The sequence below is a fragment of the Streptomyces sp. RK62 genome (assembly GCF_018070255.1).
Lineage (GTDB): Bacteria > Actinomycetota > Actinomycetes > Streptomycetales > Streptomycetaceae > Streptomyces > Streptomyces nigra.
This window is the reverse complement of sequence record NZ_JAGPYD010000010.1, coordinates 111,230-132,251: the sequence shown is the minus strand read 5'-3', so window position 1 is coordinate 132,251 and position 21,022 is coordinate 111,230. Positions and strand designations below refer to the sequence as shown.

General features: G+C 73.7%; 20 protein-coding genes. 13 read left to right on the top strand and 7 right to left on the bottom strand.

All coding sequences use genetic code 11. From position 1 onward, the window contains the following. Window positions 1–192: 192 nt before the first annotated feature. From KBY32_RS20490 to purU, 3 genes are all read left to right on the top strand, one after another. Entirely contained in the window at window positions 193–1,692 is a 1,500-nt protein-coding gene (locus KBY32_RS20490; RefSeq protein WP_210981103.1) for a hypothetical protein, read from the top strand. Between the two features lie 86 nt (window positions 1,693–1,778). Next, entirely contained in the window at window positions 1,779–2,279 is a 501-nt protein-coding gene (locus KBY32_RS20485) for a hypothetical protein (RefSeq protein WP_108707433.1), read from the top strand. 47 nt (window positions 2,280–2,326) lie between these two features. Then, the gene (purU, locus tag KBY32_RS20480; protein ID WP_055623625.1) at window positions 2,327–3,208 is read left to right on the top strand and encodes a formyltetrahydrofolate deformylase; all 882 of its coding nucleotides are present in this window, start codon (window positions 2,327–2,329) and stop codon (window positions 3,206–3,208) included. Between the two features lie 21 nt (window positions 3,209–3,229). Here purU and KBY32_RS20475 read toward each other — a convergent pair whose 3' ends face one another. Both KBY32_RS20475 and KBY32_RS20470 read right to left on the bottom strand, forming a co-directional pair. Further along, window positions 3,230–4,483: a maleylpyruvate isomerase N-terminal domain-containing protein gene (locus KBY32_RS20475; protein WP_374224977.1), complete on the bottom strand. Its 1,254-nt coding sequence runs from the start codon at window positions 4,481–4,483 to the stop codon at window positions 3,230–3,232. 113 nt (window positions 4,484–4,596) lie between these two features. Next, the gene (locus KBY32_RS20470; RefSeq protein WP_055623623.1) at window positions 4,597–5,181 is read right to left on the bottom strand and encodes a sigma-70 family RNA polymerase sigma factor; all 585 of its coding nucleotides are present in this window, start codon (window positions 5,179–5,181) and stop codon (window positions 4,597–4,599) included. A 356-nt stretch (window positions 5,182–5,537) separates the two neighbouring features. On the opposite strand from KBY32_RS20470, the gene KBY32_RS20465 reads away from it, so the two are divergent. Beyond that, window positions 5,538–5,918, top strand: coding sequence for an STAS domain-containing protein (locus KBY32_RS20465; RefSeq protein ID WP_108707429.1), 381 nt, complete (start codon window positions 5,538–5,540; stop codon window positions 5,916–5,918). 154 nt (window positions 5,919–6,072) lie between these two features. Beyond that, the gene (locus KBY32_RS20460; RefSeq protein WP_055623621.1) at window positions 6,073–6,585 is read left to right on the top strand and encodes an EF-hand domain-containing protein; all 513 of its coding nucleotides are present in this window, start codon (window positions 6,073–6,075) and stop codon (window positions 6,583–6,585) included. Here KBY32_RS20460 and KBY32_RS20455 read toward each other — a convergent pair. Then, window positions 6,564–8,108 carry a class I adenylate-forming enzyme family protein gene (locus KBY32_RS20455; protein WP_210981101.1) on the bottom strand — a complete coding sequence of 515 codons (1,545 nt, stop codon included), beginning with the start codon at window positions 8,106–8,108 and terminating at the stop codon, window positions 6,564–6,566. The two genes, KBY32_RS20460 and KBY32_RS20455, sit on opposite strands and share 22 nt — an antisense overlap. A gap of 149 nt (window positions 8,109–8,257) precedes the next feature. Between KBY32_RS20455 and KBY32_RS20450 the strand changes: the two genes are divergently transcribed. The 3 genes from KBY32_RS20450 (at window position 8,258) to KBY32_RS20440 (ending at window position 11,237) form a co-directional block, all read left to right on the top strand. After that, complete coding sequence (locus KBY32_RS20450) at window positions 8,258–9,391, top strand: acyl-CoA dehydrogenase family protein (protein WP_055623619.1); 1,134 nt, start codon at window positions 8,258–8,260, stop codon at window positions 9,389–9,391. Between the two features lie 3 nt (window positions 9,392–9,394). Next, window positions 9,395–10,270 carry an acyl-CoA dehydrogenase family protein gene (locus KBY32_RS20445; RefSeq protein WP_210981100.1) on the top strand — a complete coding sequence of 292 codons (876 nt, stop codon included), beginning with the start codon at window positions 9,395–9,397 and terminating at the stop codon, window positions 10,268–10,270. 508 nt (window positions 10,271–10,778) lie between these two features. Further along, window positions 10,779–11,237 (top strand): ATP-binding protein, encoded by a 459-nt coding sequence (locus KBY32_RS20440; protein WP_115508113.1) that lies wholly within the window; start codon window positions 10,779–10,781, stop codon window positions 11,235–11,237. Between the two features lie 443 nt (window positions 11,238–11,680). Here the strand turns inward: KBY32_RS20440 and KBY32_RS20435 are convergent, their stop codons facing one another. Then, window positions 11,681–12,607, bottom strand: a complete 927-nt coding sequence (locus tag KBY32_RS20435; protein ID WP_210981099.1) for a cyclase family protein — start codon at window positions 12,605–12,607, stop codon at window positions 11,681–11,683. A gap of 92 nt (window positions 12,608–12,699) precedes the next feature. Here KBY32_RS20435 and KBY32_RS20430 point away from each other — a divergent pair, with 92 nt between their 5' ends. From KBY32_RS20430 to KBY32_RS20415, 4 genes are all read left to right on the top strand, one after another. After that, window positions 12,700–13,614, top strand: a complete 915-nt coding sequence (locus KBY32_RS20430) for an SDR family oxidoreductase (protein ID WP_210981098.1) — start codon at window positions 12,700–12,702, stop codon at window positions 13,612–13,614. A gap of 27 nt (window positions 13,615–13,641) precedes the next feature. Beyond that, complete coding sequence (locus KBY32_RS20425) at window positions 13,642–14,793, top strand: acyl-CoA dehydrogenase family protein (RefSeq protein ID WP_210981097.1); 1,152 nt, start codon at window positions 13,642–13,644, stop codon at window positions 14,791–14,793. Beyond that, on the top strand, window positions 14,793–15,842 hold the full coding sequence (locus KBY32_RS20420; RefSeq protein WP_055623613.1) for an alcohol dehydrogenase catalytic domain-containing protein: 1,050 nt from the start codon (window positions 14,793–14,795) through the stop codon (window positions 15,840–15,842). The genes KBY32_RS20425 and KBY32_RS20420 overlap by 1 nt, the downstream gene beginning before the upstream one ends. A 113-nt stretch (window positions 15,843–15,955) precedes the next feature. Further along, window positions 15,956–17,209 carry an MFS transporter gene (locus KBY32_RS20415; RefSeq protein ID WP_210981096.1) on the top strand — a complete coding sequence of 418 codons (1,254 nt, stop codon included), beginning with the start codon at window positions 15,956–15,958 and terminating at the stop codon, window positions 17,207–17,209. On the opposite strand, the gene KBY32_RS20410 is transcribed toward KBY32_RS20415, so the two are convergent. Further along, a complete protein-coding gene (locus tag KBY32_RS20410; RefSeq protein ID WP_055623612.1) occupies window positions 17,117–18,154 on the bottom strand; it encodes a GlxA family transcriptional regulator in 1,038 nt (345 codons plus the stop codon). The genes KBY32_RS20415 and KBY32_RS20410 overlap by 93 nt on opposite strands. 71 nt (window positions 18,155–18,225) lie before the next feature. Here KBY32_RS20410 and KBY32_RS20405 point away from each other — a divergent pair, with 71 nt between their 5' ends. Further along, window positions 18,226–19,560 carry an MFS transporter gene (locus tag KBY32_RS20405; RefSeq protein ID WP_210981095.1) on the top strand — a complete coding sequence of 445 codons (1,335 nt, stop codon included), beginning with the start codon at window positions 18,226–18,228 and terminating at the stop codon, window positions 19,558–19,560. A 7-nt stretch (window positions 19,561–19,567) separates the two neighbouring features. On the opposite strand, the gene KBY32_RS20400 is transcribed toward KBY32_RS20405, so the two are convergent. Further along, complete coding sequence (locus tag KBY32_RS20400; protein ID WP_210981094.1) at window positions 19,568–20,164, bottom strand: flavin reductase family protein; 597 nt, start codon at window positions 20,162–20,164, stop codon at window positions 19,568–19,570. A gap of 60 nt (window positions 20,165–20,224) precedes the next feature. Further along, window positions 20,225–21,022 carry an enoyl-CoA hydratase/isomerase family protein gene (locus tag KBY32_RS20395; protein ID WP_210981093.1) on the bottom strand — a complete coding sequence of 266 codons (798 nt, stop codon included), beginning with the start codon at window positions 21,020–21,022 and terminating at the stop codon, window positions 20,225–20,227.

The window sequence follows — 21,022 nt, the reverse complement described above, 5'->3', positions numbered from 1 at the left end:
GAAGGCCAGGTGAAAGGAAGGGGGACGCGAAGCGCGGGTGGCGAATGGGGACTTGCCGGACGGATGAGGGGCCGGGACTGTAACGGCGGTCACAGGGGCGCCGGTCACGCACCGGGCTGCGTGGCACCGGCGTCGGCGGAGCCGGTAGCGTGAGCCGACGATTCACAAGGTCCCCCATTAGTAGGAGTCCCGGTGACGCAGAGTGGACAGGGCGAGGAGCCCTCGGCGCGGCCCGCGCGCGAAGGCATCGTGCTGCCCTCCGACGGTGGTGAGCCGCTGCTGCCGGGGATGACGGGCGGCCCCGTCGGCCGGCCGGCGACCCCGCCGACCGCGCCCCCGCCCTCGGCGCCGCCCGGCGGCCAGTCCTGGGGCACCCCGTGGGGACCGGAGCAGCAGCACCATCAGGCCCCGCCCGCCGCGCAGGGCCAGCCGTGGGGCGCGCCACAGGACCAGTCCTGGGGCGGCCAGGACCAGCAGCAGTACCAGGCCCCGCAGCAGCAGTCGTACGGACAGCAGCAGTATGGGCAGGACCCGAGCCAGGGCCAGCGGTCCTACGGCGGTCCCGGCGGGAGCGCGCCCATGCCGCCCGCGGGCGGCGGCTACGGCGCCCCGATGCCCCCGGCCGACGAGGGCGCCACCCAGTACATACCCCCGGTCGCGGCGAACCCGGACGAGCAGGCCACCCGCTTCATACCGCCCGTCCCGGCCGACGAGGGCGCGACCCAGGTCATCCCGCCGGTCGGCCCGGGCGCCCTGCCGCCCGAGACGCACGGGGAGAGCACCCAGGTGCTGGGCCGGGCCCGGCAGGGGGCAGGACCGATGCCCGCGGCCTCCGGCGCCGACCCCACCCAGTTCCTGCCGCCCGTGCCGGGCGGACCGGGCAACCCCGGCGAGCGTCAGCCGCACTCGGACTTCGACAACCTCTTCCGCAGCGAAAGCGCCGGGCACGCCCCGGCCACCCAGCACCTGCCGCCGTACCAGCAGCAGCCGCAGGGCCCGCACCAGGGCGGTTACCCGCCGCCCGGCCGGCCCGAACCGCACGACGGCGGCGGCCGCGGCCGCTCGCGTGTCCCGCTGATCGCCGCCGTGGGCGTCGGGATCGTCGCCCTCGGCATCGGCGCGGGCGCGCTGCTCGCCGGCGGGGGCGGCGACGACGACAAGACCGAGGCGAACCAGCCCGTCTCGGCGACGGCCCCCGCGAACGAGGAGTCCGCCTCGCCGTCCGCCGATCCGGCGGAGGAGCAGGCGATCGCCCTGGACAAGCTGCTCGCCGACAGCGGCAACAGCCGCACCGCGGTGATCAAGGCCGTGGCCTCCGTGAAGTCCTGCGGGAACCTCCAGCAGGCCGCGCAGGACCTGCGGGACGCCGCCGGGCAGCGCAACCGCCTGGTCGCCGACCTCGCCAAGCTGAAGGTGGACCGGCTCCCGGACCACGCCCGGCTGACGGCCGCCCTGAACAGGGCGTGGCAGGCGTCGGCGTCCGCCGACAACCACTACGCGGCCTGGGCCGACCAGGTCGCCGGCGACAAGAAGAAGCTGTGCAAGAAGGGCCAGGCCCGGGTCACCGACGAGACGCAGGCCGGCAACCGCGACAGCGGGACGGCGAGCCAGCAGAAGAAGACCGCCGCCGACCTGTGGAACGCGATCGCCCGCGAGTACGGCCTGACCCAGCGCCAGCCGGTGCAGCTCTGAGGAACGTGACGCTCGGTCGCGTGAAGGTCACGCCGAGGTGAAGAACGGGGGCCGGTGAGGCCGCCGGGATGGGGAACGTACGATCGATGACCGTGCAAGGTTCGGATAGCTCTTCCCGTCGCGGCCGTCGCTCCTCCACCATGGGCGGCATGCCACTCAACGACATGCCGTGGTGGCGCTGGCGCAGCAATGTGCGCTCCGCGCTGCACATGCTCTCCGATCCGGTGTTCCAGCGGGACGTCTGGCTGGCAGGCGTGGACGGCTACGGCGACGTCACCGACGCCGTGTACCGCCTCGTCGAGGACACCTGGCTGGACAACTGGTCCGCCGAGAAGTACGTCGGCACGATCTTCCGGGACTCCCAGGAGGCGGCCCTCGTCGACACCGCCGTGCTGCGCGTGCTGCGGATCATGCACCAAGTCGGCCCGGACGCCCCGGTCTCCGCGTACGTCGACCACCCGGGCTGGCCGGAGGCGGTGCGGGCGGCGCGGGACGCGCACGTACGGCTGGCGACGGCCGACGGCGAGGACCCGGACGCTCCGCCGCGCACCCTCGAGGTGCTGCGCATCATGACCCGGTCCGCGTAGCGGGACGACCGCCCGCGCGGCACCCGTCGTATGGGACCCTGTGCTGCATGAACGAGCAGTCCACCGGAGCCGCGGTCCCCGCCGACCAGTACGTCCTCACCCTGTCGTGCCCCGACAAAAAGGGCATCGTGCACGCCGTGTCGAGCTATCTCTTCATGACCGGCTGCAACATCGAGGACAGCCAGCAGTTCGGTGACCACGACACGGGACTGTTCTTCATGCGCGTCCACTTCTCGGCGGACGCCCCCGTCACGGTGGAGAAGCTGCGCGCGAGCTTCGCGGCGATCGGCGACTCCTTCCACATGGACTGGCAGATCCACCGGGCCGAGGACAAGATGCGGGTCCTGCTCATGGTCAGCCGGTTCGGGCACTGCCTGAACGACCTGCTCTTCCGCGCCTCCATCGGCGCGCTGCCGGTGGAGATCACCGCCGTGGTGTCCAACCACACCGACTTCGCCGAGCTGGTGGGGTCGTACAACGTGCCCTTCCACCACATCCCGGTGACCAAGGACACCAAGGCCGAGGCCGAGGCGCGGCTGCTGGAGGTCGTGCGCGAGGAGGACGTGGAGCTGGTCGTGCTGGCCCGCTACATGCAGGTCCTCTCGGACGACCTGTGCAAGGAGCTGAGCGGGCGGATCATCAACATCCACCACTCCTTCCTGCCGAGCTTCAAGGGCGCCAAGCCCTACCACCAGGCGCACGCCCGGGGCGTGAAGCTCATCGGGGCGACCGCGCACTACGTCACCGCCGACCTCGACGAGGGCCCGATCATCGAGCAGGAGGTCGAGCGCGTCGGTCACGACGTCACCCCGGACCAGCTCGTCGCGATCGGGCGCGACGTGGAGTGCCAGGCGCTGGCGCGGGCCGTGAAGTGGCACGCCGAGCGCCGGATCCTCCTCAACGGCCGCCGTACGGTCGTCTTCGCCTGACGGCCCGGGGGAGCCCGCGCCCTACATCCGGCTCAGACTCGCCGCCGCGAACAGCACGTCCCTGATCGCCTCGCGGTCGCCGACCTGCCCGGCCGCCGCCTCGGCGGGCGGCACATGGCCCGCCGCCAGCCGGCAGAACTCGGCGCCGTCCAGGGCGACATGGGCCACCTCGTGCTCGGCGGAGCCCACCGCGGCCGGGGAGTCGAGCGGGATCAGCCACTCGCCGCCGCCCGACCCCTCGATCTCCAGGCGCAGACTCCGGCCGGGCTCGCCGGCCGTCACCAGCCGCCGGCGGCCCGGAGGCGGCGGGGAGGCCAGGCCGGCCTGGCGCCGGGCCGACAGCACGCTCGGCAGCATCCGCGCCGCCAGGTCGACCATATGGTGCAGATCGCTGCCGGACGGCGGCTCGTACGGGTAGTCCACCGCCTCGGCGATGTCCTCGGCGTGCACCCAGCACTCGAACGCCCGGTCCAGCAGGGCGTCCCGCAGCGGCAGCTCGAAGTCGCCGTACGGCACGGAGAGCGCGCCGGTGCCGCCGCCCGTGAAGGAGACCGTGCGGACCAGGTCGTGGGTCTGCTCCCGCCAGGGCGCCCGCACCGCGCGGGTCGGCGGGAAGTGCGAGGCCCGCCAGTACGCCTCGGTCCGCGCGGACGGCGTCGGGCGGTCGGCGGACACCTCGCCCAGCGGATCGGGCAGGCCGAGCGCGACCGCCACCATCCCGTCGACGGTCAGCAGATGCGCGATCACCCCGGCGACGGTCGTCCGGCGGCTCGTCGGCTCGTCCTTGCGGAACCACCGCAGCCGTACGGGCGCGTGCCACTCGGCGTCCCCGAAGTCCTGCAGCAGGGCGTCCAGCCGGGCGGTCTCGGCGTCGTAGGGCGCGGCCCACTCGGGCACCGGGATGCGCGGCGGGCGCCGCTCCAGGCAGCCCTGCAGGACCCGGGCGCGCAGCGACGGATCGAGGTCCAGGCTCTCGGCGGGGTGCAGCAGGCCGACGGCCTCCCGCAGCCGCAGCGCCTCGTCGGCGCAGCCGCCGCAGTCCCCGAGGTGCTCCTCCACGGCGGCCGTCTCCTCCGGCGAGCAGGCGGCCAGCGCCCAAGCGCCGAGCAGCGACTTCAGTACCCGGTGCTCCAGGACCGGCACGGGTGCGTCCGGCAGGTCGGGCAGCGGGCGCCCGGTGTCCTCGACGGAGGCCCGGGGGACCGGTATGCGGGGCGGCCGTCCGGGGCCGGGCTCGGGGGTGGGGTGCTCGTGGTCGCCGTCGCCGCTGTTCATGCCGTCGGTTCCGCGGGCGCTGTCCGCGGGGCCGTTCTCCTCCTTGTGCCGATCTTGCCGGTCGTGCCGGTCGTGCCGTTCGTGGTCGCCGGGCTCGTACGGTTCGGCCCCGGTCATGCGGCACCCCCGTACTCCGGTGGTGCCCCCGGCCCGGTCCCGGCGTCGTGGGCCGTGGACAGCAGCTGCAGGCCAAGACGCAGCCGGCGGCGGGCCTCCTCCTCGGTGACGCCGAGGTCGGCGGCGGTCTGGCGGTAGTCGCGTCGCTGGAAGTAGGCCAGTTCCAGCGCGGCCCGCAGCGGGGCGGGCATGGACTGGACGATGTAGTCGGCGCGGGCGGCGACCGAGGCGTGGCGCACCTTGCGCTCCAGCTCCTCGGTGGAGCCCTGCCCGGCGCGCACCAGCGCGGCGGTCTCCGTGGCGCGCAGCCGCTGCACGGCCAGCCGGTGGGCCAGGGCCGCGACCCAGGAGCGCAGCGGGCCCTGCCGGGGGTCGTAGGCGTCGGGGTGCTCCCAGACGTGGACGAAGACCTCGCGGGTGACGCGGTCGGCGGCGCGTTCGTCGCCCAGCACGGTGTGCGCGAGTCCGTGCACGAGCGAGGCGAACCGGTCGTAGAGCTCGCCGAGGGCGGCCGCCTCGCCGCGTGCGAGCCGCTGCTGCATCTTGCGGTCCCAGCGGGGCGGTGCGTCCTTCTTCGCCATACGGCCCCCCTCCGGAGCCTGTGAACAGGCTCTCACCGGTCCGTCCCTGTCCAGCGTGCCTCCGCCGTCTCCACGAATGTAGTCGGCACGTCCGGCGGCACACGCCCCTTTGTGGCAATGTGCGCCCCTTGCAGCGTCATGGCTGGTGACACACCTCGCATCCGTGGTAGAGGGCTCCGCTCGCGGTCGGCTACCCGCTTCGTGCGACCAGACACGATCGAACAGGATCGAATGCGATGGAAACAAGCCTTATCTGATCGGTGACCGTTTTCGGCAGGGAGTTTCAGGGAACAGCCGCTGGGCAGCCGCGCTGCAAGGAAGCGTAGGAATGGCTTCCGTTTCGACGGCCGAGGGGCGTGGTGGTGACCTTGAAAGTGACCGGTGACGAGCGGGGCGACTGGTCCGTCCTCGAGGTGTCGGGCGAACTGGACCTGGTGACCTCGCCGGTGCTGCGCCAGCACGTCCACGACGTGGTGGCCGAGGGGCGCCACAGCCTCGTCCTGGACCTGTCCGACGTGCTGTTCTGCGACTCCTCCGGGGTCGGTGTGCTGATCGCGGCCCGCCGCCTCATCCGGTCCTGCCAGGGCAGTCTGCGGCTGATACTCCCCGCCCAGGGCGCGGTGGACGGCTCGCACGTCAACCGGGTGCTCGGGGCGCTGGGCGTGCGCCGGCTGTTCGAGGTCTACCCCGACGTGGCGGCGGCGGTCGCGGACGACGCCCGTCCCCTGTCGGCCTGAACGCGCCCCGCCCTCCCGGCGGGTCGGCCACATCCTCGTACCGGAAATTCCCCGGTTCCGATACAACCGCCGCTTCGAGGCGCCCCGGCGGCCCGCGGCGTCGTACGCTCCGTGCGAGAAGCACCCCACGTGACGTTAGGCGGCCCGAAACAACATGGTCAGCAGCGAGTACGAGCGCAGGATCGCGGCCCGGTTCGCCACCTTCGACCAGGACGGCAACGGGTACATCGACCGGGAGGACTTCAGCGCGGCGGCCAAGGCGCTGCTCGCCGAGTTCGGCACCCCGGCGCGGTCCGACAAGGGCCAGGCCCTCTACATCGGCGCCGAGGCGTTCTGGCAGGGCATGGCCGGGATCGCCGACCGCGACGGCGACCAGCGCATCACCCGTGAGGAGTTCGTCACCGGCGCGGTCAAGCGGCTGCGCGACAACCCCGACCGGTTCGCCGGCATCGCCCGGCCCTTCCTGCACGCGGCCCTCGCCGTGGCCGACACCGACGACGACGGCACGGTCACCGTCGACGACACCGCGCGGGTGCTCGGCCGCCTCGGCGTCCCCGCGGACACGGCCCGCACGGCGGCCGCCACCCTCGACACCGACGGGGACGGCACGGTCACCGAGGACGACGTCGTCACCGCCTTCGCCCGCTACTTCACCGTCCCGGAGTGAGCGCCCGGCTCTGACCCCGATGTGTCCGAGAACCGCTCCCGCAGCCGGTACTTGAGGACCTTGCGCAGGGTCTCGTTGCGGGGCAGGGCGTCCACCACCTCCAGCCGCTCCGGCAGCTTGTGGGGGGACAGCCCTTCCCCGCGCAGATACGACGTCAGCGCCTCGAGGGTCAGCTCGCTCGCGCCGGGCGGCTGTTCGACGACCGCGCAGACCCGTTCCCCGCGCTCGGCGTCCGGCAGCCCGATCACGGCCACGTCCCCGACGTCCGGGTGCCGGTGCAGCAGATCCTCGATCTCCTTCGCCGAGATGTTCTCGCCCTTGCGGATGATCACGTCCTTCAGGCGCCCGGTGAGTACCAGGTGCCCGCTGCCGGTGAGGTGTCCGAGGTCGCCGGTGCGCAGGAAGCCCTCGTCGTCGAAGGCCGCCGCGGTCTGCTCCGGGTCGAGATAGCCCCGGCACACGGCCTCCCCGCGCAGCCGTATCTCGCCGTCGACGATCCGCACCTCCATCTCCCGCGGCGGCCGCCCCTCGGTCGTCGCGAGGTTCTCCGGGGTGTCGTCGGGCGCGCCCATCGTGATCATCGGCACCTCGGTCATGCCGTACCCGTGGGTGAGCTGCACCCCCATCTCCCGGACCACCGCGTGGTACAGCTCGGGCGGCTTCGGCGCCCCGCCGCCCGCGAGCAGCCGCAGGGTGGGGACGACCCGGGTGCCGGGCGGCTGCCGGCGCTGCTCGGCCAGGAACATCGAGTAGAACGCCGTGGAGCCGCCGGCGATCGTCACGCCGTGCCGGCGGTAGCCGTCCAGCGCCTCCGGCAGCGCGAACTGCTCGAAGAGCACGGCCGGGAACCCGTACAGCAGCACCATCACCAGATAGTCGGGACCGCCGATGTGCGCGTACGGGAAGGCGATCGAGCCGACGTCGGACGCCGTCGGCCGCAGCGCGCGCCCGAGGCAGGAGCCGCCCGCGATCAGCGAACGGTCGGTGTGCAGCACGCCCTTGGGGTCGGAGGTCGTCCCCGAGGTCCAGTAGATCCAGCGCACCGAGGTGCCCTCGGCGGGGGGCGGCGGAAGGACGGCCGGATCGCCCTCGGGCAGGACGTCGTACGCAGTGAGGACGCCCTTCGCGTCGAGGCGGCGGGCCATCGCGGTGTGGTCGAAGCCCCGCCGGACGCCCGGCACCGCGAAGAACTCCGCCCGGGACTCCCGCAGCGCGAAGCCGACCTCGCGGTCCCGGTAGAAGGGGATGACCGGCGACTGCACGGCGCCGAGGCGGGCCAGCGCGAAGGACAGCACGACCGTCTCGATCCGGGTGGGCAGCTGCCAGGCGACGACCGTGCCGGGGCGCACCCCCAGGCCGTACAGCCCCGCCGCCACCCGCTCGGCGCGCTCGCGCAGCGCGCCGAAGTCCAGCGCGCGGTCGTCCTGGAGCAGGGCCGGGCGGTCCGGTGTGCGGCGGGCGCGGGCGGCGAGCAGATCCCACAGGGTCCGGGCGGAACCCAGGGTGTGCGCGGTGTCGTCCATGACGGCCCCCTGTCGTCGAGCGGACCGCCTGTTTGCTGACGGTCCGTCAGATCGTGCGGAGAGCGTAGGGCCGGACGCCTTGCCGGTCCAGGGGTGCGGGCCTAGCCTTCCCGTGCGGAGTATCTGACGGGCCATCAGATGGAGGCCGTATGGACCTCACCCACACGCCGGAGGAGGACGACTTCCGCGCCCGGCTGCGCGCGTGGCTGGCCGAGGTGCTTCCCACCCTGCCGCCCCCGCCGTCCCCGGACGACTGGCCCGGCCGGCGCGCCTACGACCTCGGCTGGCAGCGCCGGCTCCACGACGCCGGGTACGGCGACGTCCACTGGGGTACCTCCCCGACCGTACGGCTGATCTTCCTGGAGGAGACCGAGCGGGCCGGAGCGCCCTATGTGGGCGCCTCCTTCGTCGGACTGCTGCACGCGGGGCCGACCATCGCCGCCGAGGGCACCGACGAGCAGCGGGAACGCTGGCTGCCGCCGATCCTGCGCGGTGACGAGGTCTGGTGCCAGGGCTTCAGCGAACCCGGCGCCGGCAGCGACCTCGCGGCCCTGCGCACCCGCGCGCACCGGGACGGCGACCACTACGTGGTCAACGGCTCCAAGATCTGGACGTCCCACGCCGAAGTGGCCGACTGGTGCGAGCTGCTGGTGCGCACCGACCCCGGCGCCCCCCGCCACCGCGGGATCAGCTGGCTGGCGATGCGCATGGACGCCCCCGGCGTCACCGTACGGCCGCTGCGGACCCTGGCCGGCTCCACCGAGTTCGCCGAGGTGTTCCTGGACGACGTACGCGTCCCCGTCGCCCACCGGGTCGGCGCGGAGAACGACGGCTGGCGGGTGACCATGGTGACCCTGTCCTTCGAACGCGGCACGGCCTTCGTGGGCGAGGTCGTGGCCTGCCACCGGGTGCTGCGCGAACTGGCCGCCGAGGCACGGCGCAACGGCCGCTGGGACGACCCCGCGCTGCGCCGCGCCCTGGGCCGGCTGCACGCCGAGTTCCGCGCGCTGTGGCGGCTGACGCAGTGGAACGTGGGCGAGGCGGAACACGGCGGCGGGGTGCCCGGCGTCACCGGCTCGGTCCTCAAGCTGGCCTACTCGCACGCCCGTCAGCGGCTCTACGACACCGCCGCCGACGTGCTGGGTACGGAGGCGCTGGACCTGGACCGGCCGTGGGTGCTCGACCGGCTCTCCTCGCTGTCGTACACCATCGCCGCCGGCACCTCGCAGATCCAGCGGAACATCGTGGCCGAACGGATCCTCGGACTGCCGAAGGGGCGGTGAGCGGTGCGACTCCAACTCGACAAGGATCAGCGGGCGTTGCGGGACGGTGTACGGGAGCTGCTGGCGCGCCGGTTCGGGCCCGAGGCGCTGCGGGACGCCGTGGAGCGGCCCGGCCGGCTGGACCGGGAGCTGTGGCGGGAGCTGGGCGCCGCAGGCTTCTTCGCGCTGCGCCTGCCCGAGAGCGAGGGCGGTGTGGGGCTCGGACTGCCCGAGGCGGTGCCGGTCTTCGAGGAGGCGGGCCGGGCGCTGCTGCCGGGCCCGCTCGTGGCCACGCACCTGGCCGCCGGGCGGGTGCCGGGCGCCGCCGAGGGGGACACCGTGGTGGCCGCGGCCCTGGGCGGGCTGCTGGAGTGGGGCGAGGCGGCGGACGTGGTGCGCGGCGACACCGCCGGGGCCGTACCGCTGCGCTCGGTCGATCCGCTCACCCCGCTGCACCGGCTGCCCGGAGCCGCCCCCGTGGACCCCGTCGCCGTCCTGCTCACCGCGGCCGAACAACTGGGCGGTGCGGAGCGTACGTGCGAGCTGGCCGTGCAACACGCCCGGACCCGTGAGCAGTTCGGACGGCCCATCGGCGCCTTCCAGGCGGTGCAGCACCTGTGCGCCGACATGCTCGTACGGACCCGGACGGCACGGGCCGCCGTGCACGCGGCGGCCGTCACTGCCGACCTGGTGGACGTCCACGCCGCGCGGCTCCTCGCCGACGAGGCTGCCGTCCGCAACGCCCGCGACTGCCTCCAGGTGCACGGCGGCATGGGATTCACCTGGGAGTTCGAGGTCCATCTGCATCTGAAGCGGGCCTGGGTCCGCACCCGTCGTGCGGGGCCCGCTACGGAAAGTGAGGAACTGTTGGCGGCCGCATTACTGAAAGGGAAGACCTGAAACGCCGTGGTCTGCGCGGTCGTGGAAAGCGCTCACAAAGATGTCGCGGATTGTGGCATACCGGAATCACGGAGCGTTGATATCGCCTTGTGTCCGGAGTGTGACTCGTCACGGGGCGGAGTCGGGCGTTCGCTCCGGTACCTTGTGTGGGATGCGAGTGGTTCCGAGTACGAGCCATGCCGGAGCCGCCTTCGAGGCGGCTTCGTATCCGGCGGTGCTCGCCGCTGCTCGCCCGGCGTGCGGGCCGTTCGCCCCCGCCTGTTCGACTCTCCACGGCAAGCGTCGCACAGTATGCAGCAGGGGTAATCCTTCGCGCTGGAATATGCCCGAAGCGCTTGTTGGGGTGACTGTACGTCAACCATGCTGTCAGTCAAGGGATTCACGTTCCGTGACCCTGGCTTTGGCCATTGTTCTGGCCATGAAAAAAATGGCTAGGATCGTGGCCCTCGTGAGGCGCGGGGTCAAGTGTCCGCCGGTTCGGATGGTGTGAGCGGTGCAGGTGCTTCAAGTGCAGTTGGAGATCCGGCCCGATCCCGCTGAGGTGGGGCGAGCCAGGCGCTGGGCGCGGTCACGGCTCGCCGGTTCGGGGATAGGGGCCGACGAGCCGCTCGCGGAGACGCTGATCCTGCTCGTCTCCGAACTCGTCACCAACGCCGTGGTGCACACCGGCTGTCCGGCCGTGCTGCGGCTCTCCCTGCCCGAGGCGCCCGAGGAGTCCGCCACCGTACGGCTCGAGGTGGCCGACCGCAGCGGCAGGGCCCCCGTGCCCCGCTGTGCCGACGGCGACGCGACGGGCGGGCGCGGACTCGCCCTCGTCGACGGCCTCGCGGACCGCTGGGGCTGGGCCTCCGAGGGTGCCGGCAAGCGGATCTGGTGCGAACTCGACCGGGACGGCGAGCCCGGCGCCGCCGTCACCGCCTGCGGCGGCGTCTCCGCCTACGAGGGGTTCGCGTACGAGGCGGTGTGACCGGCGCGCACCTTCGGTCCCAGCCCTGGCATACGGGGCACGGATGCAGAAAGCGAGACCCTGTCCTGATCCATGGCCCCCGATGCGCCCGGTCATGCTCCCGTGCGCGGCGCCAACAAATGGGACGTAAGTAACAAATCACCGACAGGGTGTTGACGAGTCGTGTCCGTTTGATCACGCTTGTGGTCAGCGATTCGCCGCGAGGGGACGGCGAGGGCTTCGGTGACGGAGGCCCTTGCCGAGTGTGGGTCGTGTTTCGGCGTCGGTTCTCCAGGGCCAGGAGGGGCAGGCACGCCGGAGCCGGATGGCGGCGCGCGTGCCGTGCTCGGGGCGGTCGGGGCATCCCCGCCCGGGTGGAGCCGGGGGATGGGGAAGCCGCGCCGCCAGCCGGCGTCATCGAGCGCGTCGGGCGTCGTCGCTCGCGCAAGGCGTCAGCGCGCACGTCACAGGACCGCCACCGGAGCCACCGGGCTTCCGGTGCCGCCCACGAAGGGCTCGGGTGTCGCCGCCAGCAGAAACGTGGAGCGGCCCTCTTCTCCACAGGCTGTGGACAACTTTTCGAGATTCCAGTTCTGGCCCTGCGGCATCCCCATCTCCACCAGGTGGAGCGCGTGCACGGGCAGCCACAGATCCGCGTGCTCCGGCGGGAAGATCTCGAAGGTGAGGGTGTCGTTGGCGACCGCCGCCACATCGCGCGCGTGGAACCACTCCGGGGTGCGGATCGAGAGGCCGGGCGAGGGATGGCCGTAGCTGTGCCGGTCGCCCGCCAGGCACAGCTGCATCTGTCCCGTCCGCACCAGCACGATGTCACCGGCGCGCACCCGGGTGCCCGCCAGTTCCTCCGCCGCCTCCAGGTCCTCCGGGGTGACCGCGTGCCCGCCGTCGAGCCGCGCCACGCCGCGCGCCCGGGCCACGTCGAGCAGCACCCCGCGCGAGACGATGTGCCGCGCCTTGTCGATGCCGCCATGGTGGGCGCCGCCATGCGCGGTGACGCTGTCGGCGGGGCGGCCGTTGTAGAGCCGGCCGGAGTGCGACACATGGGCGAGGGCGTCCCAGTGGGTGGCGGCCTGCAGGCCCATGACCACCGTGTCGTCACTGCACGCGACGGTCCCCGGGCCGAAGACCTCCTGGTTGATCTGCACCATGGTGTGCAGCGGATTGACCCGGCCGGGGATCATCCCGGTCTGCACACCGTCCTGTTCGAGCGGCAGCGCGAGCGGGACACGGCGGCCGGAGCGGACGCACGCCGCGGCCGCGCGGACCACCTCGTCGGTGATCAGGTTCAGCGTGCCGAGTTCGTCCTCCGCCCCCCAGCGGCCCCAGTTGTTGACGCGCTGGGCGATCTCGTGGAACGCGTCCGGCAGCGACATGGGTCCTCCCCGGGTCTTGTCCCCGCGTATCCGACGGGCCGTAGAATCAGAAATCTAACGGACCGTCAGAAACGGCGGGAAGGGGTCGCGGCATGGGGAACTTCGTGGCAGGCAAGGTGGTCGCCGTGACGGGCGCCGGGCGCGGCATCGGACGCGCGGTGGCGCTGGCCGCCGCCGCCGAGGGCGCCCGCGTCGTCGTCAACGACCACGGGGTGTCCGTGGACGGCGCCTCACCGGCCGGCGAGGTCGCCGAGGCGGTCGTCAAGGAGATCGAGGCGGCCGGCGGCGAGGCCGTCGCCGTCGCCGACGACATCTCCACGATGGCGGGCGGCCGGCGGGTCGTGGACACGGCCCTGTCCGCCTTCGGACGGCTCGACGGGGCGGTGTGCGTCGCCGGGATCCTGCGGGAGCGGATGCTGTTCAACATGACCGAGGACGAGTGGGACCCGGTCCTCGCCACCCATCTCAAGGGGACGTTCACCGTGTTCCGCGCCGCGTCGGCCGTGATGCGCGCTCAGCGCTCGGGCACCCTGATCGGCTTCACCAGCGGCAACCACCAGGGGTCGGTGTCACAGGCCAACTACAGCGCGGCCAAGGGCGGTGTCATCTCGCTCGTACGCAGTGCCGCGCTCGGTCTGCACAAGTACGGCGTGACCGCGAACGCCGTGGCGCCCGTCGCCCGGACCCGGATGTCCGCGGGCGTGCCCATGGAGCTGGCCGACCTCGGCGAACCGGAGGACGTGGCGGCGTTCGTCGTCTACCTGCTGTCCGACGCGGCCCGCGAACAGGGCGTCACCGGGCAGGTGTACACGGTCGCCGGTCCGCGGATCGCGGTGTGGGCGCAGCCCGCCGAACTGCGTTCCGTGCACGCGGAGGGGCCCTGGACGCCCGAGCGGATCGCCCGGGTGCTGCCGGGGACCGTGGGGGTCGACCCCATGCCGATGCTCGCGCGGGTGGCGGCCTCGGAGGAGGCCGCACGGCGCGGCGACCGGCCCAACGCCCGCTGACCACCTGGTTCGAGACGAGGAGGCACCGTGGACTTCGCGTTCGGCGAGGAGGACGAGGCGTTCCGGACGGAGGCGCGGTCGTGGCTGGCCGGGCACGCCGGAAGCGGATGGGAACGGCGGGCCTGGGAGCGGGTCCTCGGCAAGGCCGGGTGGATCGGGCTCGGCTGGGGCGAGGGCGGGTACGGCAACCGCACGGCCACCCTGACCCAGCAGGTCGTGTGGGCCGAGGAGTACGCGCGCTCCGGCGCCCCGCCGCGCTCCGGGCACATCGGCGAGAAGCTGCTCGCCCCGACGCTGCTCGCGCACGGCAGCGCGGAGCAGAAGGCCCGCTTCCTGCCGCCGATCGCCTCCGGCGAGGAGCTGTGGTGCCAGGGGTACAGCGAGCCCGAGGCGGGTTCCGACCTCGCCGGTATCCGCACCCGCGCCGAGCGCGCCCCGGACGGGTCGTACCGGGTCACCGGGCAGAAGATCTGGACGTCCCTCGCGCACGAGGCCGACTGGTGCTTCGTGCTGGCCCGCACCGATCCCGACTCCCGCCGCCACCACGGCCTCGGTTTCCTGCTCGTGCCCATGGACCAGCCGGGGCGGGTGGAGGTCCGGCCGATCCGGCAGCTCACCGGGACCAGCGACTTCAACGAGGTCTTCTTCGACGGCGCCCACGCGCGCGCCGAGCATCTCGTCGGCGGCGAGGGCGCGGGCTGGACGGTCGCCATGAGCCTGCTCGGCTTCGAGCGGGGCGTGTCCACGCTCGCCCAGCAGATCGGGTTCGCCGCCGAGTTGGCGCGGGTCGTGCGGGAGGCCGTGGACCGCGGCGCGGTGGCCGACCCCGTCGTACGCGACCGGCTCGTACGGCAGTGGGCGGAGCTGCGCGTCATGCGCTGGCACGCCCTGCGGACCCTGGGCGGCACCGGGGACGCGGGGGCGCCCAGCGTGGCCAAGCTGCTGTGGGGCGGCTGGCACCAGCGGCTCGGCGAACTGGCCGTGCAGATAAGGGGCGCGGCGGGCGGTGCGGGACCGGAGGACTGGACGCCCTCGGTGCCGTACGCGCTCGACGAGACGCAGCGGATGTTCCTGTTCTCACGGGCCGACACCATCTACGGGGGGTCGGACCAGGTGCAGCGCACCATCATCGCCGAGCGGGTGCTCGGTCTGCCCAGGGAGCCCAAGGGGGGCGTCTGATGCGCGGAGTCCTGTTCGACGGAGAGCGGGCCGAGGTCGTCCACGACCTGGAGGTACGGGACCCGGGGCCCGGTGAGGTGCTGGTCGCCGTCGCGGCGGCCGGGCTGTGCCACAGCGATCTCTCCGTGGTGGACGGGACCATACCGTTCCCCGTGCCTGTGGTGCTCGGCCACGAGGGCGCGGGTGTGGTGGAGGCCGTCGGTGTGGGCGTCACCCATGTCGTGCCCGGGGACCATGTGGCGCTGTCCACGCTCGCGAACTGCGGGACGTGCGCCGAGTGCGACCGGGGACGGCCCACCATGTGCCGGCGGGCCATAGGGCGGCCGTCGCGGCCGTTCCGGCGGGGCGACCGGCCCGTGTTCCAGTTCGCCGCCAACTCGGCGTTCGCCGAACGGACCGTGGTGAAGGCCGTCCAGGCGGTGCCCGTCCCGAAGGACATCCCGTTGCCGAGCGCCGCGCTGATCGGCTGCGGGGTCCTCACCGGGGTCGGGGCGGTGCTGAACCGGGCCCGTGTCGACCGCGGGGACCGGGTCGTCGTGATCGGCACCGGAGGCGTCGGGCTCAACGTCGTGCAGGGCGCCCGGATCGCGGGCGCGCTGCGGATCGTGGCCGTCGACGCCAACCCGGAAAAGGAGGAGACGGCCCGGCGCTTCGGCGCCACGGACTTCCTGACCTCGGTGGACGAGGTGCGGGAGCTGCTGCCGGACGGCGCCGACCACGTCTTCGAGTGCGTGGGCCGCGTCGAGCTGATCCGGGCCGCCGTCGACCTGCTCGACCGCCATGGGCAGGCCGTCCTCCTCGGGGTGCCGCCGGCCACCGCCGAGGCGTCCTTCCTCGTCTCCTCGATGTACCTGGACAAGTCCATCCTCGGCTGCCGGTACGGCTCCTCGCGGCCCCAGCGGGACATCGCGCTCTACGCCGAGCTGTACCGCGAGGGCCGGCTGCTGCTGGACGAGCTGGTGACGGCGGCCTATCCGGTGGAGGAGTTCGCGCGGGCGGCGGCCGACGCGGAGGCGGGCAAGGTCGCGCGGGCCGTGCTGACGTTCTGAAGTGCCGTGGGAAGACGGGTGGTTCGTGCCGGTCCGGCCCTGCGCGGCGGAGTTTTCCACAGGCCCGGAAAACGGCTGCCGGGATGTCGGTGCCGGGACATACCGTCGACTGCATGACCTATCGAGACGTCGCCTCCAGGCAGGTCCTGGTGTGGGCCGGGACCGCCGTGGCCGCCCGGATGCCGGTCGCCATGACCCCGCTGGCGCTGGTGTTCCTGGTCCGCGAGCGGCCCGGCGGCTACAGCCTGGGCGCGGCACTCGCGGCGGCCTATGTGCTCGGCGAGATCGTCGCCGCCCCGATCCTCGGGACACGCCTCGATCCGGCGCGCGGCCGGCGCCAGCTGACCGCCGGACTCGCGGGCGGCACCCTCGGGTTCACGGGCCTCGGCGTCCTCGCCGGGTCGCACGCCCTGGTGCTCGGCGCGTTCGCGTTCCTGGCCGGGGCCGCCCCGTCCGCGGCCGCCGGAGGGCAGCGCGCCCTGCTGACCTTCCTGGTGCCGGAGCGGGCCGTGGCGCAGGCGCTGTCCACGGAGTCGATGCTGATGTCCGGCGTGTGGGCCGTCTCGCCGGTCGCGGTCGCCGGGCTGGCCCTCGCGGTGGACCCCCGGGTGCCGCTGCTCCTCGCGGCCGTCCTCATGGCGCTGTCCATGGCCGGGCACCGGCTGCTGCCCGCGGGCTGGGCCAAGGACGGCCAGGGCGGCCGGGCCAACCGGGTGCGGACCCGCGTCCTGCTGGGCGCCTGGCCGGTGTACGTCACGGGCGCCGCCAGCATCACCCTGCTCGGCCTGGTCGAACTGACCCTGCCCGCCCTGCTGGAGCAGCGCGGGATAGGCGTCGGCTGGTCGGGTCCGCTGCTGGCGGGCATGGCGGTGGCGGCGGGTGCCGGGGCGTTCGTGTACGGACTGCGGTCCTGGCCGGGCCGGTTGCGCTCACGCAGCGTCGTGCTGATGTGCGGCATGTCGGTGTTCGTGGCGCTGCTTGCGCTGATACCGGACGGCTCCGGCATGGCGGTCGCCCTCGTCCTCGCGGGCATCCTCCAGTCCGGCGCGCTCATCACCCGCAATCTGTCGCTGCGGGACGCGCTGCCGCCGGGCGCGCTGGCCGCCGGATACTCCGTGCTGTACGCGGCGGCGGGCGCCGGGTACGCGGCGACGGGGTCCCTGGCGGGCGCCCTGCTCCAGGTGGTGGCGCCGTCCACGGCCATGCTGGCCGGGGTCGGGCTGACGCTGCTGCTGACCGCGCTGGGCTGGTGGGGGGAGGCGAGGCGGGAGCGGTCACCGGCTCCCGGCGGTCTCCAGGCAGGCCCCGCCGCCCGCGCGGAAGGTGCGCCGATAGCTGGTGGGGGTGACCCCGAGCGCAGCCTGTAGGTGCTGCCGCATCGACTGGGCGGTGCCGAAGCCGGAGCGCGCGGCCACCTGGTCGACCGACAGATCGGTGGACTCGAGGAGATGCCGGGCGCGTTCGACCCGCTGCCGGGTCAGCCACTGGCCGGGGCTGACGCCGGCCTCCTCCCGGAAGCGCCGGGTGAAGGTGCGCACCGACATGGACTCCTGGTCGGCCATGTCGCGCAGCTGGATCGGTTCGTGGAGGTGCGCGAGGGCCCAGGCGCGGGCCGCCGTCGTGGAGGACTGCTGCGGGTCGGGGACCGGGCGCTCGATGTACTGGGCCTGCCCGCCGTCGCGGTGCGGCGGTACGACCATGTGGCGGGCCACGTCGTTGGCGACGGCCGTGCCGTGGTCGCGGCGGACCATGTGCAGACACAGGTCGATCCCGGCGGCCACCCCGGCCGACGTCAGCACGTCGCCGTCGTCGACGAAGAGCACGTCGGCGTCGACGTCGATCGTCGGGAACAGCTCCTGGAAGCGCCGGGCGTCGGCCCAGTGCGTGGTCGCCGGGCGGCCGTCCAGCAGGCCGGAGGCGGCCAGGACGTAGACGCCGGTACAGATGGAGGCGAAGCGGGTGCCGGGGCGCACCAGGGCGAAGGCGGCGGCCAGTTCGGCGGTCAGGACGCCCTGCTCGAAGACCGGCCCGAGCTCGTACGACGCCGGGACGATCACGGTGTCGGCGGTGGCCAGGGCCTCGGGGCCGTGCTCGACCTGGATGGCGAAGTCGGCGTCGGTCAGCACGGGGCCGGGCGGCCGGACGGAGCAGGTGACGACCTCGTACAGCGGCCGGCCACGCTCGTCCCGGGGGCGGCCGAAGACGCGGTGCGCGATGCCCAGCTCGAAGGGGATCGCCCCGTCGAGGGCGAGCACGGCGACCCGGTGAGGTCCCGGGTGTGTGGGTGGCTGGAGGCTCGGCTCAGGGGGCATGGCCCGATCCTAACGAACGCTGTCCTTCCGGCCAATGGAATCGAGGACGCGCAGGCCCGAAGCTCATGAGCGTGACGCAGACGACCCCCGCCCTCGACGACTCCGCCGCCGCGCCGGACGCCTCCGCCGCCGACGGCGCCGCACCGACACCGCGCCGGCCGCGGATCCACCGCGCCTGGTTCGTCGCCGCCGTGGCCTTCGTGACGATCCTCGGCGCGGCCGCCTTCCGCTCCCTGCCGGGCCTCCTCATCGACCCGCTCAACGACGACTTCGGCTGGTCGCGGGGCACGATCGGGGCGGCCGTCTCCATCAACCTCGCGCTCTACGGCCTGACCGCCCCGTTCGCCGCCGCGCTGATGGACCGGTTCGGCATCCGGCGGGTCGTCGCGGTGGCCCTGGTGCTGATCGCGGCGGGCTCGGGGCTGACGTACTGGATGACGGCGGCCTGGCAACTGCTGCTGTGCTGGGGGCTGCTGGTCGGCCTCGGCACCGGTTCGATGGCGCTGGCCTTCGCGGCCACGGTCACCAACCGCTGGTTCACCGAGCGCCGCGGCCTGGTCACCGGCATCCTCACCGCCGCCTCCGCCTCCGGCCAGCTGATCTTCCTGCCGCTGCTGTCCTGGATGGTCGAGGAGCACACCTGGAGGCCGGCCGTCGTGACCGTCGCCCTCGCGGCGCTCGCGGTCGTCCCCTTCGTCTGGCTGCTGCTGCGCGACCACCCGGCCGACGTGGGCCTCGCGCCCTACGGCGCCACGGAGTTCGTGCCCAAGCCGCCGCCCGCGCAGGGCGCCGCCCGCCGGGCCGTCACCGTCCTCCTCTCGGCGGCCCGCACGGGTCCCTTCTGGCTGCTGGCCGGCACCTTCGCGATCTGCGGCGCCTCCACCAACGGCCTCATCCAGACCCACTTCGTGCCCGCCGCCCTCGACCACCACATGCCCGTCCAGGCCGCCGCCTCCCTGCTCGCGGTCATCGGCGTCTTCGACGTCGTCGGCACGGTCTTCTCCGGCTGGCTCACCGACCGCTTCGAACCGCGCCGCCTGCTCGCGGTCTACTACGCCCTGCGCGGTGTCTCGCTGCTGTTCCTGCCGATGCTGCTCGCGCCGAGCGTCCACCCGCCGATGCTGTTCTTCATCGTCTTCTACGGCCTCGACTGGGTCGCCACCGTCCCGCCCACCGTCGCCCTGTGCCGGGAGCAGTACGGCGAGGACAGCGCGATCGTCTTCGGCTGGGTGCTCGCCTCGCACCAGGTCGGCGCGGCGCTGGTGGCGTTCCTCGGCGGGGTGGCGCGGGACGTGTTCGGCTCCTACGACATGGTCTGGTACGCGTCCGGCGCCCTGTGCGCGGCGGCGGCGCTGATGGCGCTGGTGATCCGGCGGCGCCCGCAGGCCGCCGTCCCGGCCCTCTGACGCGCGGTCACCGCAGCCGGCCCCGGTGGAAGAGCAGCGGCGGCTCGTCCCCCTCGCTGGCGCCCAGGTCGTCCACCCGGCCGACGACGATGAGGTGGTCGCCGCCCGGGTGCACCGCGTGGACCGTGCAGTCGATCCAGGCGAGCGTGCCCGCGAGACGCGGGGAGCCGGAGACGGGGGCCTGGTCGTAGCGCACCCCGGCGAACTTGTCGGCGCCGCTCACCGCGAAGGCCCGGCACAGCTCGCCCTGCCCGGCGCCGAGCACGTTCACGCAGAAGACGCCCGCGCGGGCGATGCGCGGCCAGGTCGTGGACGTACGGCCGACCATGAAGGCGACCAGCGGGGGGTCGAGGGAGAGGGACGCGAAGGACTGGCAGGCGAATCCGGCGGGGCGGTGCGGGTCCTCCGCGTCCGCCGGGGCCGTCACGACCACCACGCCGGTCGCGAAGCTGCCGAGCACCCGCCGGAACACGTCCTGCGGGACCGGCGCCCGCTCGTCCGCGCCGACACAGCGCAGCGGGGGGCGGGGCGGAGCCGGGGCGGGCGGCGCCCCGGCCGGGCGGAGGTGACGGACGGCGGCGGCCGCCATCCCAGCGTGTCCCATCACACCCGTCATTGAAACTGACGGACCGTCAGATGGGAAGACCTGCGAGGTGGGGAGATGTCAGCGCCCCCGGAACTCCGGGTTCCTGCGCTCCACGAAGGCCGCCAGGCCCTCCGCCGCGTCCTCGGTCGTCAGATTGATCTCCTGCGCGGCCGCCTCCGCCGCGAAGGCGCCGGCGCGGTCACTGTCCCAGGAGGCGTTGACGAGCTGCTTGGTGAGGGCCAGCGCACGGGTCGGGCCCACCGCCAGACGCACCGCCCAGCCGAGGGCCGCGTCCTCCAGCTCCGCGTCCGGGACGACCCGGTTGACCAGGCCCAGCCGCTCCGCGTCCGCCGCGCCCAGGGCGTCGCCGAGGAACATCAGCTCCTTGGCGCGGTGCGGGCCGACGAGCCGGGGCAGCAGATAGGCGCCGCCGCCGTCCGGGACGAGTCCGCGCCGCACGAAGACCTCGATGAACCGCGCCGACTCGGCGGCCAGGACGAGATCGCAGGCGAGCGCCAGATGGGCGCCGAGCCCGGCCGCCGTACCGTTCACCGCCGCGATCACCGGCTTCTCACAGTCCAGGACGGCCGCGATCAGCCGCTGGGCGCCGAGCCGGAGCGTGCGGGCGACGTCCCCGGTCCGCCGCTCCCCGCCCGCCGCCCCGCCCCGCAGGTCCGCCCCGGCGCAGAACGCGCGCCCGGTGCCGGTGAGGACGACGGCCCGTGTCTCCGGGTCCGCGGAGGCGGCGTCGAGCAGGGCGACGAGCCGGTCGCGCATGCCCGGGGTGAGCGCGTTCAGCGACTCGGGGCGGTCCAGGGTGATCCGGCAGACCCCGTCCTCGCGGGAGTGCCGTACGCACAGGTCGGACGTCGCCAT

What these genes read in the sequence shown, in the direction of transcription:
- KBY32_RS20470 (WP_055623623.1), bottom strand. Translation starts at nt 5,181, where the DNA reads ATGGCGAAGAAGGACGCACCGCCCCGCTGGGACCGCAAGATGCAGCAG.
- KBY32_RS20455 (WP_210981101.1), bottom strand. Translation starts at nt 8,108, where the DNA reads ATGGACGACACCGCGCACACCCTGGGTTCCGCCCGGACCCTGTGGGAT.
- KBY32_RS20475 (WP_374224977.1), bottom strand. Translation starts at nt 4,483, where the DNA reads ATGAACAGCGGCGACGGCGACCACGAGCACCCCACCCCCGAGCCCGGC.
- KBY32_RS20460 (WP_055623621.1), top strand. Translation starts at nt 6,073, where the DNA reads ATGGTCAGCAGCGAGTACGAGCGCAGGATCGCGGCCCGGTTCGCCACC.
- KBY32_RS20420 (WP_055623613.1), top strand. Translation starts at nt 14,793, where the DNA reads ATGCGCGGAGTCCTGTTCGACGGAGAGCGGGCCGAGGTCGTCCACGAC.
- KBY32_RS20400 (WP_210981094.1), bottom strand. Translation starts at nt 20,164, where the DNA reads ATGGGACACGCTGGGATGGCGGCCGCCGCCGTCCGTCACCTCCGCCCG.
- KBY32_RS20485 (WP_108707433.1), top strand. Translation starts at nt 1,779, where the DNA reads ATGACCGTGCAAGGTTCGGATAGCTCTTCCCGTCGCGGCCGTCGCTCC.
- KBY32_RS20450 (WP_055623619.1), top strand. Translation starts at nt 8,258, where the DNA reads ATGGACCTCACCCACACGCCGGAGGAGGACGACTTCCGCGCCCGGCTG.
- KBY32_RS20410 (WP_055623612.1), bottom strand. Translation starts at nt 18,154, where the DNA reads ATGCCCCCTGAGCCGAGCCTCCAGCCACCCACACACCCGGGACCTCAC.
- KBY32_RS20415 (WP_210981096.1), top strand. Translation starts at nt 15,956, where the DNA reads ATGACCTATCGAGACGTCGCCTCCAGGCAGGTCCTGGTGTGGGCCGGG.
- KBY32_RS20435 (WP_210981099.1), bottom strand. Translation starts at nt 12,607, where the DNA reads ATGTCGCTGCCGGACGCGTTCCACGAGATCGCCCAGCGCGTCAACAAC.
- purU (WP_055623625.1), top strand. Translation starts at nt 2,327, where the DNA reads ATGAACGAGCAGTCCACCGGAGCCGCGGTCCCCGCCGACCAGTACGTC.
- KBY32_RS20395 (WP_210981093.1), bottom strand. Translation starts at nt 21,022, where the DNA reads ATGGCGACGTCCGACCTGTGCGTACGGCACTCCCGCGAGGACGGGGTC.
- KBY32_RS20430 (WP_210981098.1), top strand. Translation starts at nt 12,700, where the DNA reads ATGGGGAACTTCGTGGCAGGCAAGGTGGTCGCCGTGACGGGCGCCGGG.